This is a genomic window from Kitasatospora sp. NPDC003701, assembly GCF_053587085.1.
On sequence record NZ_JBSFNM010000106.1, the window covers coordinates 1 to 18,689 of the forward strand.

Genomic DNA, 18,689 nt, shown 5'->3' on the forward strand with positions numbered 1-18,689 from the left:
ATGCGGCGGCGGTCGTGGCGGCGCGTGGCCGGTTGATGCAGGCGCTGCCGTCGGGCGGCGCGATGGTGGCGGTCGCCGCCACCGAGGCGGAGGTCGCCGAACTCCTGCGCGACGGCGTGGACTTGGCGGCGGTGAACGGCCCGACCTCGGTGGTGCTCTCCGGCGAGGAAGCGGCCGTGCTGAAGGCCGCCGAGAGCCTGAAGGCGCAGGGTCGCAAGGTCAAGCGGCTGACGGTCTCGCACGCCTTCCACTCGGCGTTGATGGAGCCGATGCTGGCGGAGTTCGCCGGCGTGCTCTCCGAGGTCTCCTGGGGCGAGGCGCGGTTCCCGGTCATTTCGAACGTCACCGGCCGTGCGGCCGAGCCGGGTCAACTGGCCGATCCCGCCTACTGGGTGGACCACGTCCGCCGTCCGGTCCGGTTCGCCGAGGGCATCGCCGCGGCGGCCGAACTCGGTGACGCGGTCTTCGTCGAGCTCGGCCCGGGTGCCGCGCTCAGCGGCGTGGTGGACGAGACGCTGGACGGTAGCGCGGTCGCGGTGGCCGCCCTGCGTGACGGCCGGCCCGAGGCCCACACGCTGCTGGCCTCGGTGGCCGAACTCTTCGTCCGGGGTGTCGAGGTGGACTGGGCGAAGACCCTGCCCACCGGCCACCCGGTCACCCACCTGGACCTGCCCACCTACGCCTTCGAGCACGAGCACTACTGGCTCCGGAGCTCCCAGGCCACCGACGCGGCCTCGCTCGGCCAGGGCCGCGCCGACCATCCGCTGCTCGGTGCGATCGTCCAACTTCCGCAGTCGGACGGCCTGGTGTTCACCTCCCGGCTGTCCCTGCGGACGCATGCCTGGCTGGCCGACCACGCCGTCGGCGGGGTGGTGCTGGTGCCCGGCGCCGGTCTGGTGGAGCTGGCCGTCCGCGCCGGCGACGAGGTCGGCTGCGGGGCACTCGACGACCTGGTCATCGAGGCTCCGCTGGTGGTGCCCGAGCACGGCGGTGTCCGGGTCCAGGTCGCCGTCGGCGGCCCGGACGCGAACGGCGCCCGCACCGTCGAGGTGTACTCCGCCCGCGAGGACGCCGAGGACCTCACGGAGGCCTGGACCCGCCACGCCACCGGCACCCTGGCGGTGGCGCCGACGGTGGGCGCCGCCCCGGAGTTCGACACCGCGGCCTGGCCCCCGGCCGGCGCGGAGCGGGTCGACGTCGACGGCGTCTACACCGAGCTCATCGGGCAGGGCCACGAGTACGGACCGTCGTTCCGTGCCGTCCGGGCGGTGTGGCGGCGCGGCGAGGAACTCTTCGCCGAGGTCGCCCTGCCGGACGAACTGCGCGAGCAGGCGGCCCGCTTCGGCATCCACCCCGGCCTGCTCGACGCCGCCCTGCACCCCGCCCTGCGGACCGCGGGCGCGGCTGCGGACCGCGAGCAGGCGTGGCAGCCGCTGGAGTGGCACGGGCTGGCCCTGCACGCCGTCGGCGCCTCGGCGCTGCGGGTGCGGATCACCCCGCAGGGGCCCGACACGCTGGCGCTGGCGGCGGTCGACGAGGCCGGCGGCCCGGTCCTGACGGCGGCCGCGGTGACGCTGCGGCCGCTGGCCGCCGAGCAGTTGGCCGCCGCGGCGGGCACGGCGGGCGACGACGCGCTGTTCCGGGTGGACTGGACGGTGCTGCCCCCGGCGCCGCTGCAGTCCGCCGGGACGGCGCCGCGCCGCGCGGCCGTGACGACCGCGGCGGACCTCGCGGCCCTGACGGCCGGCGGGGACGTCCCTCCCGTCGTGCTCCTGACGGCCGTCGCGGACGGCGAGGGCGAGGGCGCCGTCCTCTCCCTGGCCTCCCGGGTGCTGGCGGTGGTGCAGTCCTGGCTGGCCGACGAGTCCCTGGAGGACGCCCGGCTGGTGGTGCAGACCCGGGGCGCGGTGCCCGCCGGCGGCGACGCCGCGGTGACCGACCCGGCCGGCGCCGCCGTCTGGGGCCTGGTCCGCGCGGCCCAGGCCGAGAGCCCGGACCGGATCGTCCTGCTGGACCTGGACCCCGCCACGGCGGGCGACCCGGACACCGTGCTCGGCACGGTGCTCCCGCTCGGCGAGCCGCAGGTCGCGGTGCGCGGGACGGCGCTGCACGTGCCGCGCCTGGCCCGGACCGCCGGTGGCGACGCCCCGGGCGGCGAGCCGGCGTTCGGCCCGGACGGCACGGTCCTGATCACCGGCGGCACCGGGCCGCTCGGCGCCCTGGTGGCCCGCCACCTGGTCGCGCGGTACGGCGTGCGCCACCTCGTGCTGGCGGGCCGGCGCGGCCCGGAGGCCGAGGGCGCGGCGCAGCTCGCCGCCGAACTCGGGGCCGCCGGCGCGGCCGTGTCGGTGGTGGCGTGCGATGTCACCGACCGGGACGCCGTGGCCGCCCTGCTGACCGCCGTCCCGGCCGAGCACCCGCTGACCGGCATCGTCCACGCCGCCCGGGTCTTCGACGCCGGGGTGATCGGCGAGGTCGACCCGGACCGGATGGCGCGGGTCTTCGCGCCGAAGGTCACCGCCGTCCGCCACCTGGACGAGCTCAGCCGTGAACTGGCCCCGGAACTGGCCGCGTTCGTCCTGATGTCGTCCGCCTCCTCGGTCTTCCTGGGCGCGGGCACCGGCGGCTACGCCGCCGCCAACGCCCACCTGGACGCGGTCGCGCACCGGCGCCGCGCGGCGGGCCTGCCCGGCACCTCGCTGGCCTGGGGCGTCTGGGCGCAGGCCGGCGGCCCGGACGGCTCCGCCGACGGTCCCGGCCCGGACCGGACCGGCCGACGCGGAGGTGTCCGGCCCCTGACGGCCGAGGCGGGCATGGAGCTGTTCGACACGGCGCTGCGCACCGGCGAGGCGCTGCTGGTGCCGGCCGGGCTGGACCTGCGGGCGCTGCGCGCCGACGCCGCGCTCGGCGGCGGCGTCCCGCCGCTGCTGCGCGGTCTGGTCCGCACCGGCCGGCAGGCCGTCCGGGCGGCCGCCGGCGACGGTGGCGGCGGGCTGGCCCGCCGGCTGGCCGGGCTCGCGCCGGCCGAGCAGGAGGCGCTGCTCCTGGACCTCGTCCGGGGCCGGGTGGCGACGGTCCTCGGCCACGCCGGGGCGGAGCAGGTCAGGCCGGAGACGGCCTTCAAGGACGCCGGCTTCGACTCGCTGACCTCCGTCGAACTGCGCAACCGGCTCCGGGAGGCGACGGGGCTGAGCCTGCCGGCCACGGTGGTCTTCGACTACCCGACGCCGCTGGCGCTGGCGCACTACCTGCACGACCGCCTGGACCCGGCCGCCGAGGCCGCGGCCACCTCGCACCCGCTGCTGGTCGAGCTGAGCCGGCTGGAGGCGATGCTGGCCGGGACACCGGCCGGCGACCCGGCCCGCGCCCAGGTCGCCACCCGGCTCCAGGGCCTGCTGGCCACCTGGTCGACGGCGAACGGCGCCGGGCCCGCCGAGGAACAGATCGACTACGACACCGCCTCCGACGACGACCTCTTCGACCTCATCGACACGGAGTTCGGCAGCTAGCCGCCACCGACAGCCCCGCGACCCCGCAGAACACCCGACGCCACAGCCCTCTAGGAGCCGAACTTCGATGGCGGATGAAAGCAAGCTTCGCGACTATCTCAAGCGCGTCCTCGCGGAGGCGCGCCGCTCCCAGCAACGCGTGCTGGAGCTGGAGGCCGAGAAGTCGGAGCCGATCGCGATCGTGGGCATGGCCTGCCGGCTGCCGGGCGCGGTGGCGGGTCCGGACGACCTGTGGCGGCTGGTCGCCGAGCGCGGGGACGGCGTCTCGGGGTTCCCGACCGACCGTGGCTGGGACCTGGACGGGCTGTTCGACGAGGACCCGGAGAAGAGCGGCACCTCGTACGTGAGCCGGGGCGGCTTCCTGCACGAGGCGGGGCTCTTCGACGCGGGCTTCTTCGGGATCTCGCCGCGTGAGGCGATCGCCATGGACCCGCAGCAGCGGCTGCTGCTGGAGACCTCCTGGGAGGCGCTGGAGCGGGCCGGCGTCGACGCGGCGGGGTTGAAGGGCTCGGACGTCGGCGTCTTCGTCGGAGTGATCAACGAGGGCTACGCGACCGGCGGCCCGGTCCCCCCGGAGCTGGAGGGCTTCACCGGGACGGGGACCACCGGCAGTGTGGCGTCGGGCCGGATCTCGTACGTCTTCGGGTTCGAGGGCCCGGCGGTCACGGTGGACACGGCGTGTTCCTCCTCGCTGGTGGCGATGCACCTGGCCGCCCAGGCGCTGCGGCGCGGGGAGTGCTCGCTGGCGCTGGCCGGCGGCGCGACGGTCATGGCCGGACCGGGCATGTTCATGGAGTTCTCCCGGCAGCGGGCGCTGGCCGCCGACGGCCGGTGCAAGTCCTACGCGGACGCCGCCGACGGCACCGGCTGGGCCGAGGGCGCCGGAATGGTGCTGCTGGAGCGGCTCTCCGACGCGCGGGCCAACGGGCACCACGTGCTGGCCGTGCTGCGCGGCAGCGCGGTGAACCAGGACGGCGCGTCCAACGGCCTGACGGCGCCGAACGGGCCCTCGCAGCAGCGGGTGATCCGCAAGGCGCTGGCGAACGCCGGGCTCACCCCGGCCGACGTGGACGTGGTGGAGGGCCACGGCACCGGCACGGTGCTGGGCGACCCGATCGAGGCACAGGCCCTGCTGGCCACCTACGGCCAGGAGCGCGAGCCCGGGCGGCCCCTGTGGCTCGGCTCGCTGAAGTCGAACATCGGTCACACCCAGGCCGCCGCCGGCGTCGCGGGCGTGATCAAGATGGTGCAGGCGATGCGGCACGGCGTGCTGCCCGCGACCCTGCACGTGGACGCGCCCTCCTCCGAGGTGGACTGGTCGGCCGGTGCGGTGCAGCTGCTGACCGAGGCGCGGGAGTGGCCGGAGACCGGCCGGCCGCGCCGGGCCGGGGTCTCCTCCTTCGGCGTCAGCGGCACCAATGCGCACGTGGTGCTGGAGGAGCCCCCCGCCGAGCCGGCGGCCGAGCCGGACGCGGTCCGGGCCGCACCCGGCGGCGTGCTGCCGCTGGTCGTCTCGGCGGCCTCCGCCGGTTCGCTGGCCGGCCAGGCCGAGCGGCTGGCGGCGTTCCTCGGGAGCGCCGGCGGACCGGCGGTGGAGGACGTCGCCGCTGCCCTGGCCACCGGACGGGCGGTGCTCGCCGAGCGCGCGGTGGTGGTCGCGGGTTCGAAGGAGGAGGCGCTGACCGGGCTGGCCGCGCTGGCCCGGGGTGAGTCCGCTCCCGGGCTGGTGACCGGCGGCGCGGCACCCGCCGGAAAGCTCGCCCTGGTCTTCCCGGGGCAGGGCTCGCAGTGGGCCGGCATGGGTCGTGAACTGCTGGACTCCTCCGAGGTGTTCGCGGAGCGGGTGGCGGCCTGCGCGGCGGCGCTGGACCCGTGGGTGGACTGGTCGTTGGAGGAGGTGCTGCGCGGCGAGGCTCCGGCCGAGTTGCTGGAGCGCGTCGATGTGCTTCAGCCGGCGAGCTTCGCGGTGATGGTCGGTCTGGCCGCCGTGTGGGCGTCGGTGGGCGTGGTGCCGGACGCGGTGGTCGGTCACTCGCAGGGCGAGATCGCGGCGGCCTGCGTGGCCGGGGCGCTCTCCCTGGAGGACGCGGCGCGGATCGTCGCGGTACGCAGCCAGGTGATCGCCGGAAGCCTCGCCGGGCGCGGCGGGATGGCCTCGGTGGCGCTCTCCGAGACCGACGCGCTGGCCAGGCTGGAGCGCTGGGCGGACCGCGTCGAGGTCGCGGCCGTCAACGGCCCGACGTCCGTCGTGGTCGCCGGTGACGCCGAGGCCCTCGACGAGGCCCTGGACGTCCTCGCGGCCGACGGGGTACGGGTGCGCCGGGTGGCGGTGGACTACGCCTCCCACACCCGGCACGTCGAGGCGATCGAGGGCACGTTGGCGGAGGCCTTCGCCGATGTCCGCAGCAAGGCCCCGGAGATCCCGTTCCTCTCCACGGTCACCGGCGAGTGGGTGCGTGAGTCCGGTGTGCTGGACGGCGGGTACTGGTACCGAAACCTGCGGAGCCAGGTCCGCTTCGGCCCCGCGGCCGCCGAACTCCTCGGCCAGGGCTACACGGTGTTCGTCGAGTCCAGCGCCCACCCGGTGCTGGTCCAGCCGATCAACGAGATCGTCGACGCCGCCGACGCGACGGCCCTGGTCACCGGGACGCTGCGCCGCGACGAGGGCGGGCCGCGCCGGCTGCTGACCTCGATGGCCGAACTCTTCGTCCGGGGCGTCGCCGTGGACTGGACGGGCCTCCTGCCCACCGGGACCGCCCGCGTGGAGCTGCCGACCTACGCCTTCGACCACCGGCACTACTGGCTCCAGCTCGGCCCCGCCGCCGACGCGGCCTCGCTCGGCCAGGCAGCCGCCGACCACCCGCTGATGGGCGCGGTGGTGGAGGTGCCGGAGACGGGCGGCCTGCTCGGGACCTCGCGGCTGTCGCTCCGGACGCACCCCTGGCTGGCCGGCCACGTCGTCGGGGGAGCGGCCCTGCTCCCGTCCGGCGCCCTGGTGGAGCTGGCCGTCCGGGCCGGCGACGAGCTCGGCTGCGGCACCCTGGACGAACTGGTCGTCAAGGCCCCGCTGGTGCTGCCCGAGCAGGGCGGCGTCCGGGTCCAGGTCACCGTCGGCGGCCCCGACGAGACCGGCGCCCGCAGCGTCGCCGTCTACTCGACCCGGGAGGACGCCTCCGGCGACACCGGCGGCGACAGCTGGACCCGCCACGCCACCGGCACCCTCACCGCGACGACGAAGACCGGCAGCCCGCAGGCCGACTTCACCGTCTGGCCGCCCGCCGGCGCCCGGCCCGTCGACGTCGACGCGCTGTACGACGCCCTCGGCCGGCACGGCTACGAGCACGGCCAGGTCTTCCGGGGGGTGCGCGGGCTCTGGCAGCGCGGCGAGGAGACCTTCGCCGAGATCGCGGTGGACGAGGCCGACCGCGAGGAGGCCGGCCGGTTCGGCCTGCACCCCGCCCTGCTCGACGCCGCCCTCCACCCGGCACTGCGGGACGCCGCCGTGGCCGACGGCGCCGCGAACGGCGCCCGGGTCTGGCAGCCGCTCGCCTGGCAGGGGCTCGCGCTGCACGCCGTCGGCGCCTCGGTGCTGCGCGTGCGGATCGGGCGGCAGGGTGGCGACGCGCTGTCCCTGGAGGCGGCCGACCAGGCCGGCGGCCTGGTCCTGACGGCGGACTCGGTGGAGCTGCGGCCGCTGACCGCCGAGCAGCTGACGGCCGCGACGGGCACGGCGGGCGACGACGCGCTGTTCCGGGTCCAGTGGAGCGAACTGCCCCGGCCCACCGGGGTGGTGACCGAGCCACCGGTCTGGGTCACGGTGTCCGAGGCGGGCGGGATCACCGCACTGGCCGACACCCCGGAGCTCCCCGCCGTGGTCGTCCTGGACGCCGCCGCCGACGCCGGCCACGGCGTCGACACCGCGCTCGTTCTGACGAACCGGGTGCTGGCGGCCGTCCAGGCCTGGCTGGCCGCACCGGGCCTGGAGGCGGTCCCGCTCGTGGTCGCCACCCGGGGCGCGGTGGGCGCCGGGGCGGACGGCGCGGTCACCGACCCGGCCGGTGGTGCGGTGTGGGGGCTGATCCGCGCCGCCCAGACCGAGAACCCCGACCGGATCGTCCTGCTGGACCTCGACCCCGACCTCGACGGCGGCCCGGCCTCCGTCCTTGGTGCGGTGCTCGCCGCCGGGGAGCCCGAACTGGCCCTGCGAGGAACGACGCTGTCCGTTCCGCGGCTCGTCCGGGCGGTACCGGCGGCCGGAAGCGCGACCGGCCGCAGCGGCGGCGAGGCCGCCGGCGCGCCCTGGGCGGGCCTCGACCCGGAGGGCACCGTCCTGATCACCGGTGGCACGGGCTCGCTGGGCGGCATCCTCGCCCGGCACCTGGTCGCCGAGCACGGCATCCGCCACCTCGCGCTGGTCAGCCGGCGGGGCCCGGCGGCCGAGGGGGCGGCGGAGCTGGTCGCCGAGCTGACCGGACTCGGTGCGACGGCGGTCTCGGTGGAGTCCTGCGACGTGACCGACCGGGAGGCCGTGGCGGCCCTGCTGACCGCCGTCCAGCGCGACGGACGCCGGCTGACCGCCGTCGTGCACACCGCGGGCATCGCCGACGCCGGTGTCATCGGCACGCTGGAGCCCGAGCGGGTCGCACAGGTCTTCGCCCCGAAGGTGACCGCGGCCCAGCACCTGGACGCGCTGACCCGCGAACTGGCCCCCGACCTGGACGCGTTCGTCGTCTTCTCCTCCGTCTCCTCCGTGTTCCTCGGCGCGGGCACCGGCAGCTACGCGGCCGCGAACGCCTTCCTGGACGCGTTGGCCCACCAGCGCCGGGCGGCCGGGCTGGCCGCGACCTCGCTGGCCTGGGGCCTGTGGAACCAGACCGCCGGCGGCATGGCGGCCGGCATGGACGACCTCACCCGGAGCCGGATGAACCGGCGCGGCGGCGTGCTGGCGATGACGCCCGAGGAGGGCATGGAGCTCTTCGACGCGGCGCTGCGCACCGGCGAGGCGCTGCTGATCCCGGCCAAGCTGGACCTGCGGGCGCTGCGCGCCGGAGCGGCGGCCGGCCGCGACATCCCGACCCTGCTGCGCGGCCTGGTGCGGACCGGGCGGCAGCTGGTGCGGGCGGCCTCGGGTGACGGGGGCGGCGGGCTGGCCGGTCGGCTGGCCGGGCTGGCGGCGGCCGAGCAGGAGGCGCTGCTGCTGGAGCTGGTCCGTACGCACGCGGCGACCGTGCTCGGGCACGCGGGGCCCGAGGCGATCCGGAGCGGTACGGCGTTCCGGGACTCCGGTTTCGACTCGCTGACCTCTGTGGAGCTGCGCAACCGGCTGCGCGAGGCGACCGGCCTGAAGCTGGCCGCGACGGTGGTCTTCGACCACCCGACCCCGCTCGCATTCGCCCGCTACCTGCACGCCGAATTCGGCCACGTGGCCGCCGAGACCGCCACGACGGCGCCGACCGTCCTGGCCGCCGACCCGGACGAGCCGATCGCGATCGTCGGGATGGCCTGCCGGCTGCCCGGCGGCGTCGGCAGCCCGGCGGACCTGTGGCGGCTGGTGAGCGAGGGCCGGGACGCCATGTCCGGCTTCCCGGAGGACCGCGGCTGGGACGTGGACGGCCTGTTCGACGCCGACCCCGGAAAGGCCGGCACCTCCTATGTGAGCCAGGGCGGATTCCTCTACGAGGCCGGTCGGTTCGACGCCGCCTTCTTCGGGATCTCGCCGCGTGAGGCGCTGGCGATGGACCCCCAGCAGCGGTTGCTGCTGGAGACGTCGTGGGAGGCGCTGGAGCGGGCCGGCATCGACCCGCTCTCGCTGAAGGGCACGGACGCCGGCGTCTTCTCCGGCGTCATGGGCCAGGGCTACGGCGCCGGCGGCGCGGTGCCCGCCGAGCTGGAGGGCTTCACCGGCACCGGCGGCATGGGCAGCGTGGCCTCCGGCCGGGTCGCCTACGTCTTCGGGTTCGAGGGCCCGGCAGTCACCGTGGACACGGCCTGCTCCTCCTCGCTGGTCGCGATGCACCTGGCCGCGCAGGCCCTGCGGCAGGGCGAGTGCTCGATGGCGCTGGCCGGCGGTGCGACCGTGATGGCCACCCCCGGCACCTTCGTGGAGTTCTCGCGCCAGCGCGGCCTGGCGACGGACGGCCGGTGCAAGTCCTACGCGGACGCGGCCGACGGCACCGGCTGGGCCGAGGGCGCGGGCGTGGTGGTGCTGGAGCGGCTCTCCGAGGCACGCCGCAAGGGCCACCGGGTGCTCGCGGTGGTGCGCGGCAGCGCGGTGAACCAGGACGGCGCGTCCAACGGTCTGACGGCGCCCAACGGGCTGTCGCAGCAGCGGGTGATCCGCAAGGCGCTGGCGAACGCGGGCCTGTCGCCGGTCGAGGTGGACGTGGTGGAGGGGCACGGCACGGGCACCGTGCTGGGTGACCCGATCGAGGCGCAGGCCCTGCTCGCCACCTACGGCCAGGACCGGGAGCCGGGGCGTCCGCTCTGGCTGGGCTCGCTGAAGTCGAACATCGGCCACACCCAGATGGCGGCCGGCGTGGCCGGTGTGATCAAGATGGTGGAGGCGCTGCGGCACGGCGTGCTGCCGCCCACGCTGCACGTGGACGCGCCGTCCTCGCAGGTGGACTGGACGGCGGGCGCGGTGGAGCTGCTGACCGAGGCGCGGGCGTGGCCGGAGACCGGCCGTCCGCGCCGGGTGGGCGTGTCCGGCTTCGGTGTCAGCGGCACGAACGCGCACCTGATCCTGGAGCAGGCCCCGGCGGAGGAGCCGGTCGTCGTCGAGGCCGCCCCCGAGGGTGTGGTGCCGCTGGTGGTGTCCGCGAAGAGCGCGGGTTCGCTGACCGGCCAGGCCGAGCGGCTGACCGCCTTCGTCCGGACGGCGGAGCTGGAACTGCCGCACGTCGCGGCCGCGTTGGTGGCGCAGCGGGCACTGCTGGGCGAGCGCGCGGTGGTGCTGGCGGGCTCGCCCGAGGAGGCGCAGGCCGGGCTGGGCGCGCTGGCGCGGCGCGAGAGCAGCCCGGTGTTGGTGACCGGGACCGCCGGTGAGGCGGCGCGGACGGTGCTGGTGTTCCCGGGACAGGGTTCCCAGCGGGTGGGTATGGGCCGGGAGTTGGCCGAGCGGTACCCGGTGTTCGCGGAGGCGTTCGACGCGGCGTGTGCGGCGTTGGACGCGCGGTTGGCGGGCCGGGTGGAGCACTCGGTCAAGGACGTGGTGTTCGGTTCGGCGGGTTCCCTCGATCAGACGGTGTTCACCCAGGCGGGGCTGTTCGCGGTGGAGACGGCGCTGTTCCGGCTGGTGGAGTCCTGGGGTGTCCGTCCGGACGCGGTCCTGGGGCACTCGATCGGTGAGATCACGGCCGCGCATGTGGCGGGTGTGTTGTCGCTCGCGGGTGCGGCGGCGGTCGTGGCGGCGCGCGGCCGGTTGATGCAGGCGCTGCCGTCGGGCGGCGCGATGGTGGCGGTGGCCGCCACCGAGGCGGAGGTCGCCGAACTCCTCGGTGACGGCGTGGACTTGGCGGCAGTGAACGGTCCGTCCTCGGTGGTGCTCTCCGGCGAGGAGGCGGCCGTGCTGAAGGCGGCCGAGAGCCTGAAGGCGCAGGGCCGCAAGGTCAAGCGGCTGACGGTCTCGCACGCCTTCCACTCCACGCTGATGGAGCCGATGCTGGCCGAGTTCGCGGCCGTCCTCGCCGAGGTGACCTGGCGCGAGCCGAAACTGACGGTGATCTCGAACGTCACCGGCCGCCCGGCCGAGCCGGGCCAACTGGCCGATCCCGCCTACTGGGTGGACCACGTCCGCCGTCCGGTCCGGTTCGCCGAGGGCATCGCCGCGGCGGCCGAGGACGGCGGCACGCTGTTCGTCGAGCTCGGCCCGGGCGCCGCGCTCACCGGTGTGGTGGCCGCGTCCGCCGGCGAGCGCGCGGTCTGCGTCGCCGCCCTGCGTGACGGCCGCCCCGAGGCTCACACGCTGCTGGCCTCGGTCGCCGAACTCTTCGTCCGGGGCGTCGAGGTGGACTGGGCGAAGACCCTGCCCGCCGGCCTGCCGGCCGCCCACCTGGACCTGCCGACCTACGCCTTCGACCACCGGCACTACTGGCTGCAGACCGCCCCGGCCACCGACGCGGCCTTCCTGGGCCTGACCGGGACGGACCACCCGCTGCTCGGCGCGGTGATGCACCTGCCGCAGAACGACGGCCTGGTGTTCACCTCCCGGCTCTCCCTGCGCACGCACCCGTGGCTCGCCGACCACGCCGTCGGCGGCGTCGTCCTGGTGCCCGGCACCGGTCTGGTGGAGCTGGCCGTGCGGGCCGGCGACGAGGCCGGCTGCGGAACCCTCGACGAACTGGTCATCGAGGCACCCCTGGTGGTGCCCGACCACGGCGGGGTCCGGGTCCAGGTCGCCCTCGGCGGGCCCGACGCGAACGGCGCCCGCACGGTGGAGGTCTACTCCGCCCGTGAGGACGCCGACGGTCCCGCCGGTCCGGACAGCTGGACCCGGCACGCGACCGGCACCCTGGTACCGGCGAAGGCCGGCGCCGCGCCGGAGTTCGACCTCACGGCGTGGCCGCCGCCCGGCGCGCAGCCGGTCGGGGTCGACGTCGACGGCTTCTACGCCGATCTGATCCGGCTCGGCTACACCTACGGCCCCTCGTTCCAGGGCCTGCGGGCGGTCTGGCGGCGCGGCGAGGAGGTCTTCGCCGAGATCGCGCTGCCGGACGGGCACCGCGAGGAGGCGGACCGCTTCGGCATCCACCCCGCGCTGCTCGACGCCGCCCTGCACGCCAACGGGTTCGTCCGGCCGGCCGGCGCCCCCTCGGAGGCGGACGAGCCCCGGACCGTCCTGCCGTTCGCCTGGAACGGGCTCGCCCTGCACGCCGTCGGCGCCTCGGCGCTGCGGGTGCGGGTGGCGCCGTCCGGTCCGGACGCGGTGTCGCTCCAGGCCGCCGACGAGACCGGCGGACCGGTCCTGACCCTGGACTCGCTGGTCTTCCGGGCCGTCTCCGCCGAGCAGTTGGAGGCGGCGGCCGGTGCGACGGGCGGCGACTCGCTGTTCCGGGTGGAGTGGACGGCGCTGCCGTCGGCGCCGGCCCTCGGCGCGACGCCGAGCCGGGTGTCCGTCGCCACCGCCGACGAGGTGACCGCCCTGGCCGCAGAGGGCGCCGTGCCGGACGCCGTCGTGCTGACGGCCGCCGGAGGCGACGCGCTGGAGCTCGGCTCCCGGGTGCTCGACGTGCTCCAGGCGTGGCTGGTCGCGCCGGGCGTGGAGCACGCCCGGTTGGTGGTGGCCACCCGGGGCGCGGTGCCCGCCGGCGGCGACGCCGCGCTGACCGACCCGGCCGGCAGCGCCGTCTGGGGCCTGGTCCGGGCCGCCCAGGTGGAGAACCCCGACCGGATCGTCCTGCTCGACCTGGACCCCGCCGCGTTGGGCGACCCTGCCGCGGCGGGCGACCCCGCCGGGTTGGGCGACCCCGACACCCTGCTCGGCCCGGTCCTCGCACTCGGTGAGCCGCAAGTCGCCGTCCGCGGCCCGGTGCTGTCCGCTCCGCGCCTGGTCCGGGCCGCCGGTGGCGACGGGCCGGGCGGCGAACCGGCGTTCCGCCCGGACGGCACGGTCCTGGTCACCGGTGGTACGGGGTCACTGGGCGCGCTGCTGGCCCGCCACCTGGTCACCCAGCACGGCGTGCGTCACCTCGTACTGACCAGCCGGCGCGGCCCGGCGGCCGAGGGCGCCCGGGAGTTGGTGGCCGAGCTGCACGAGCTGGGCGCCGAATCGGTGTCGGTGCCGGCCTGCGACGTCGCCGACCGCGAGGCGCTGGCGGCGCTGCTCGCCTCGGTGGTCGACGAACGCCCGCTGACCGCCGTCGTGCACACCGCCGGCGTCCTGGACGACGGTGTGATCGGGGCGCTGAACGGGGAGCGGCTGGCGAGCGTCTTCGCACCGAAGGTGACCGCCGTCGGCCACCTGGACGAGCTGACCCGCGAACTCGCCCCCGACCTGGACGCGTTCGTCGTCTTCTCCTCCGCCGCCGGCCTGTTCGGCTCGGCCGGCCAGGGCAACTACGCGGCGGCCAACGCCTACCTGGACGGGCTGATGGCCCGGCGCCGGGCGGGCGGCCTGCCGGCGCTGTCGCTGGCCTGGGGCCCGTGGGAGCAGACCGCCACCGGGATGACGACCGGAACCGAGGCGGCCGGCCGCGCCCGGACGAACCGCCGCGGCGGCATCCTCGCGCTCGGGCCGGACGAGGGCACCGCCCTGTTCGACGCCGCGCTGGGCGCGGACGAGGCACTGCTGGTCCCGATCAAGCTGGACCTCCGGGCGATCCGGGCCGACGCCGCGACGGGCGCGGGAGTACCGCCCCTGCTGCGCGGGCAGGTCCGCGCCGGCCGCCAGGTGGCCCGGGCCGCGTCGGGCGACGGCGGCGACGGCCTGGTCCGCCGGCTGGCCGGGCTCGCCCGGGCCGACCAGGAGGCGGTGCTGGTGGACCTCCTGCGGGCCCAGGTCGCGCTGGTGCTGGGGCACGCCGGACCGGACGGGGTGGTGGCCGGGACGTCGTTCAAGGACGCCGGCTTCGACTCGCTGACCTCGGTCGAGCTGCGCAACCGGCTGCGCGAGGCCACCGGCCTCAACCTGTCCGCCACCGTGGTCTTCGACTACCCGACCCCGCTCGCGCTGGCCCGCCACGTGCACGGCGAGCTGCTCCCGGACGGTGCGGCGAGCGGGCCGGAAGTGGACGAGGACCGTCTGCGGCACGCCCTGGTCTCCCTCCCGATGGCCCGGTTCCGGGAGGCCGGGCTGCTGGAGGCCCTGGTCGGGCTGGCCGCGCTCGACGCCGGCGGACCGGTGGCCGGCGACCCGGACGAGGACGACCGGCCGGGCACGCTCGCCGACCTGGACGTCGACGACCTCGTTCAACTGGCGCTCGGCGGCGACGACGAGGGCCTCGAAAGCTGATGCGGTACAACGTGATGGGGGCAGTTGAGTGAGTACTTCATACGAGAAGCTCGTCGAGGCGCTGCGGAAGTCGCTCGAAGAGGTCGGCTCGCTGAAGAAGCGGAACCGCCAACTCGTCAGCGCCTCCAGCGAGCCTGTGGCGATCGTGGGTATGGCGTGCCGGCTGCCCGGTGGTGTCGACAGCCCCGAGGGGCTCTGGAGCCTGGTCAGCGAGGGCCGCGACGGCGTCTCGGCCTTCCCCACCGACCGGGGCTGGGACCTCGACGGGCTGTTCGACGAGGACCCGGAGAACCGCGGCACCTCCTATGTGGACCAGGGCGGCTTCCTGCACCGGGCGGGGCTCTTCGACGGGGGCTTCTTCGGGATCTCGCCGCGCGAGGCGCTCGCCATGGACCCGCAGCAGCGGCTGCTGCTGGAGACCTCCTGGGAGGCGCTGGAGCGGGCCGGCATCGACCCGGCCACGCTGAAGGGCACCGACGTCGGGGTGTTCAACGGCATCATGGGCGTCGACTACTTCGCCGGTGGCAGCGTGCCGCCCGAGCTGGAGGGCTTCACGGGGACGGGAGCGGCCGCCAGCGTGGCGTCCGGCCGGATCTCCTACGTCTTCGGCTTCGAGGGCCCGGCGGTCACGCTCGACACCGCCTGTTCGTCCTCGCTGGTGGCGATCCACCTTGCCGCGCAGGCGCTGCGCCGCGGCGAGTGCTCGATGGCGCTGGCCGGCGGCGCGACCGTGATGGCCACCCCCGGTCTCTTCATCGACTTCTCGCGCCAGCGCGGCCTGGCCGCCGACGGGCGGTGCAAGGCGTATGCGGACGCGGCGGACGGCACCGGCTGGGCCGAGGGCGCGGGCGTGGTGGTGCTGGAGCGGCTCTCCGAGGCGCGCCGCAAGGGGCACCGGGTGCTCGCGGTGGTGCGCGGCAGCGCGGTCAACCAGGACGGCGCCTCCAACGGCCTGACGGCGCCCAACGGCCCCTCGCAGCAGCGGGTGATCCGCAAGGCGCTCGCCAACGCGGGCCTGACCACCGCCGATGTCGACCTGGTGGAGGGGCACGGCACGGGCACCGTGCTGGGCGACCCGATCGAGGCGCAGGCGCTGCTGGCCACCTACGGCCAGGACCGGCCCGCCGACCGGCCGTTGCGGCTCGGGTCGCTGAAGTCCAACATCGGCCACACCCAGGCCGCCGCCGGTGTGTCGGGTGTGATCAAGATGGTGCAGGCGCTGCGGCACGGTGTCATGCCGCCCACGCTGCACGTGGACGCGCCGTCCTCGCAGGTGGACTGGACGGCGGGCGCCGTCGAGCTGCTGACCGAGGCGCGGGAGTGGCCGGAGACCGGCCGGCCGCGCCGGGCGGGCGTGTCCGGCTTCGGTGTCAGCGGCACCAACGCGCACCTGATCCTGGAGCAGGCGCCCGAGGAGGAGACGCAGCCGGCGGCGGTGCCCGACGGGGTGGTCCCGTTGGTGCTGTCGGCCGCCTCGTCGACGGCGCTGGCCGGCCAGGCCGAGCGGCTGGCCGCCTTCGTCGAGACCTCCGGGGTGGGGGCGACGGGTGTTGCCGGCGCGCTGATCGCCCAGCGCGCGGTGCTGGGCGAGCGGGCGGTGCTGGTGGCCGGTTCGCGTGCGGAGGCGCTGGCGGGCCTGGCCGCGCTGGCGCGCGGCGAGTCCGCGCCCGCCGGGGCGACCGGCAGCGCCTCGCCGTCCGGCGGTCCGGGGAAGGTGGTCCTCGTCTTCCCGGGGCAGGGTTCGCAGCGGGTCGGTATGGGTCGGGAGTTGGCCGAGCGGTACCCGGTGTTCGCGGAGGCGTTCGACGCGGCGTGTGCGGCGTTGGACGCGCGGTTGGCGGGCTGGGTGGAGCATTCGGTCAAGGACGTGGTGTTCGGTACGGCGGGTTCCCTGGATCAGACGGTGTTCACCCAGGCCGGGCTGTTCGCGGTGGAGACGGCGCTGTTCCGGCTGGTGGAGTCCTGGGGTGTCCGTCCGGACGCGGTCCTGGGCCACTCGATCGGTGAGATCACGGCCGCGCATGTGGCGGGGGTGTTGTCGCTGGCGGATGCGGCGGCGGTCGTGGCGGCGCGTGGCCGGTTGATGCAGGCGCTGCCGTCGGGCGGCGCGATGGTGGCGGTCGCCGCCACCGAGGCGGAGGTCGCCGAACTCCTGGGTGACGGCGTGGACTTGGCGGCGGTGAACGGTCCGTCCTCGGTGGTGCTCTCCGGCGAGGAGGCGGCCGTGCTGAAGGCCGCCGAGAGCCTGAAGGCGCAGGGCCGCAAGGTCAAGCGGCTGACGGTCTCGCACGCCTTCCACTCGGCGTTGATGGAGCCGATGCTGGCGGAGTTCGCGGGCGTCCTGGCCGAGGTGACCTGGCGCGAGCCGAAACTGACGGTGATCTCGAATGTCACCGGCCGCCCGGCCGAGCCGGGTCAACTGGCCGATCCCGCCTACTGGGTGGACCACGTCCGCCGTCCGGTCCGGTTCGCCGAGGGCATCGCCGCGGCGGCCGAACTCGGTGACGCGGTCTTCGTCGAGCTCGGCCCGGGCGCCGCGCTCAGCGGCGTGGTGGACGAGACGCTGGACGGTAGCGCGGTCGCGGTGGCCGCCCTGCGCGACGGCCGCCCCGAGGCCCACACGCTGCTGGCCTCGGTGGCCGAACTCTTCGTCCGGGGTGTCGAGGTGGACTGGGCGAGGACCCTGCCCACCGGCTTCACGACCACCCATCTGGAGCTTCCCACCTACGCCTTCGAGCACGAGCACTACTGGCTCCCGGCCACCCCGATCACCGACGCGGCCTCGCTCGGCCAGGGCAAGGCCGACCACCCGCTGCTCGGTGCGATCGTCCAACTCCCGCAGTCCGACGGCCTGGTGTTCACCTCCCGGCTCTCCCTGCGGACGCATGCCTGGCTGGCCGACCACGCCGTCGGGGGAGTGGTCCTCGTCCCCGGTACCGGTCTGGTGGAGCTGGCCGTCCGCGCCGGTGACGAGGTCGGCTGCGGCGAGCTCGACGAACTGGTCATCGAGGCCCCGCTGGTGGTGCCCGAGCACGGTGGCCTGCGCGTCCAGGTCGCGGTCGGCGGCCCCGACGAGAACGGCGCCCGCACGGTGGAGGTGTACTCCGCCCGCGAGGACGCCACGGACACCGCGGGTGCCGAGGGCTCCACGGACGCCTGGGTCCGCCACGCCACGGGCACGCTGCTGCCGACGACGACCGGTGGCGCCGCGCCCGAGTTCGACTTCACCGCCTGGCCCCCGCCCGGCGCGCAGCCGGTGGACATCACCGGCGGCTACGACCTGCTCGCCCGGGCGGGCTACGCCTACGGCCGGTCGTTCCAGTGCGTGCGCGCGGTCTGGCGGCGCGGCGAGGAGATCTTCGCCGAGGTCGCCCTGCCGGACGAACTGCGCGAGCAGGGGGGCCGCTTCGGCATCCACCCCGGCCTGCTCGACGCCGCCCTGCACTCCAGCATGCTGGACGCGGCGGCCGCGCTGAGCGGCGCCCGGCCGGCCGGCGAGCCGGACGAGGAGCCGGTGGTGCGGCTGCCGTTCGCCTGGAACGGGCTGGTGCTGCACGCGGCGGGCGCCTCGTCGGTGCGGGTGCGGGTCGCCCGGCCGGCGCCGGACGCCCTTTCGCTGGAGGCCGTCGACGACGCCGGCGGGCTGGTCCTCACCCTGTCGTCGCTGGTCTCCCGGGCCGTCTCCGCCGAGCAGTTGGAGGCGGCGGCCGGTACGCCGGGTACCGACGCGCTGTTCCGGGTGGAGTGGACCGAACTGGCCGCCCTGCCCGCGCCGGCGGCCGCGCCGGCCCCGGCCCGGGTCGCCGGCCCGGAGGACGTAGCGGCACTGTTCGAGGGCACGGCGGTCGGCGAGGCGCCCGCGGCCGTGCTGCTGGAGGCGGTCACCGGCGGTGACGCGGACAGCCCGCTGGAGGTGACGGACCGGGTGCTGGACATCGTCCAGGCGTGGTTGGCCGGCGGCTGGGAGGGCTCCCGGCTGGTGGTGGCGACCCGGGGTGCGGTGCCCGCCGGCGGGGACGCGACGGTGACCGATCCGGCCGGCGCCGCGGTCTGGGGCCTGGTTCGCGCGGCGCAGGCGGAGAACCCGGACCGGATCGTGCTGCTGGACACCGACGCCTCCGACCCGGTGGAGGTGGGGTCGTTGCTGGGCGCGGTGCTGGCGGTCGGCGAGCCGCAGGTCGCGGTGCGCGGTTCGGCGCTGCTCGTGCCGCGGCTGGCCCGGGCGGCGGTCG

General features: G+C 76.2%; 3 protein-coding genes. All 3 read left to right on the plus strand.

From position 1 onward, the window contains the following. Positions 1–3,509: SDR family NAD(P)-dependent oxidoreductase (locus tag ACWDRR_RS42685; protein WP_449777727.1), on the plus strand; the 3,509-nt coding region annotated here is incomplete at its 5' end. 67 nt (positions 3,510–3,576) lie between these two features. Further along, the gene (locus tag ACWDRR_RS42690; RefSeq protein WP_449777728.1) at positions 3,577–14,457 is read left to right on the plus strand and encodes a type I polyketide synthase; all 10,881 of its coding nucleotides are present in this window, start codon (positions 3,577–3,579) and stop codon (positions 14,455–14,457) included. Between the two features lie 28 nt (positions 14,458–14,485). After that, the coding region (locus ACWDRR_RS42695; RefSeq protein WP_449777729.1) for a type I polyketide synthase at positions 14,486–18,689 on the plus strand (4,204 nt) is incomplete at its 3' end.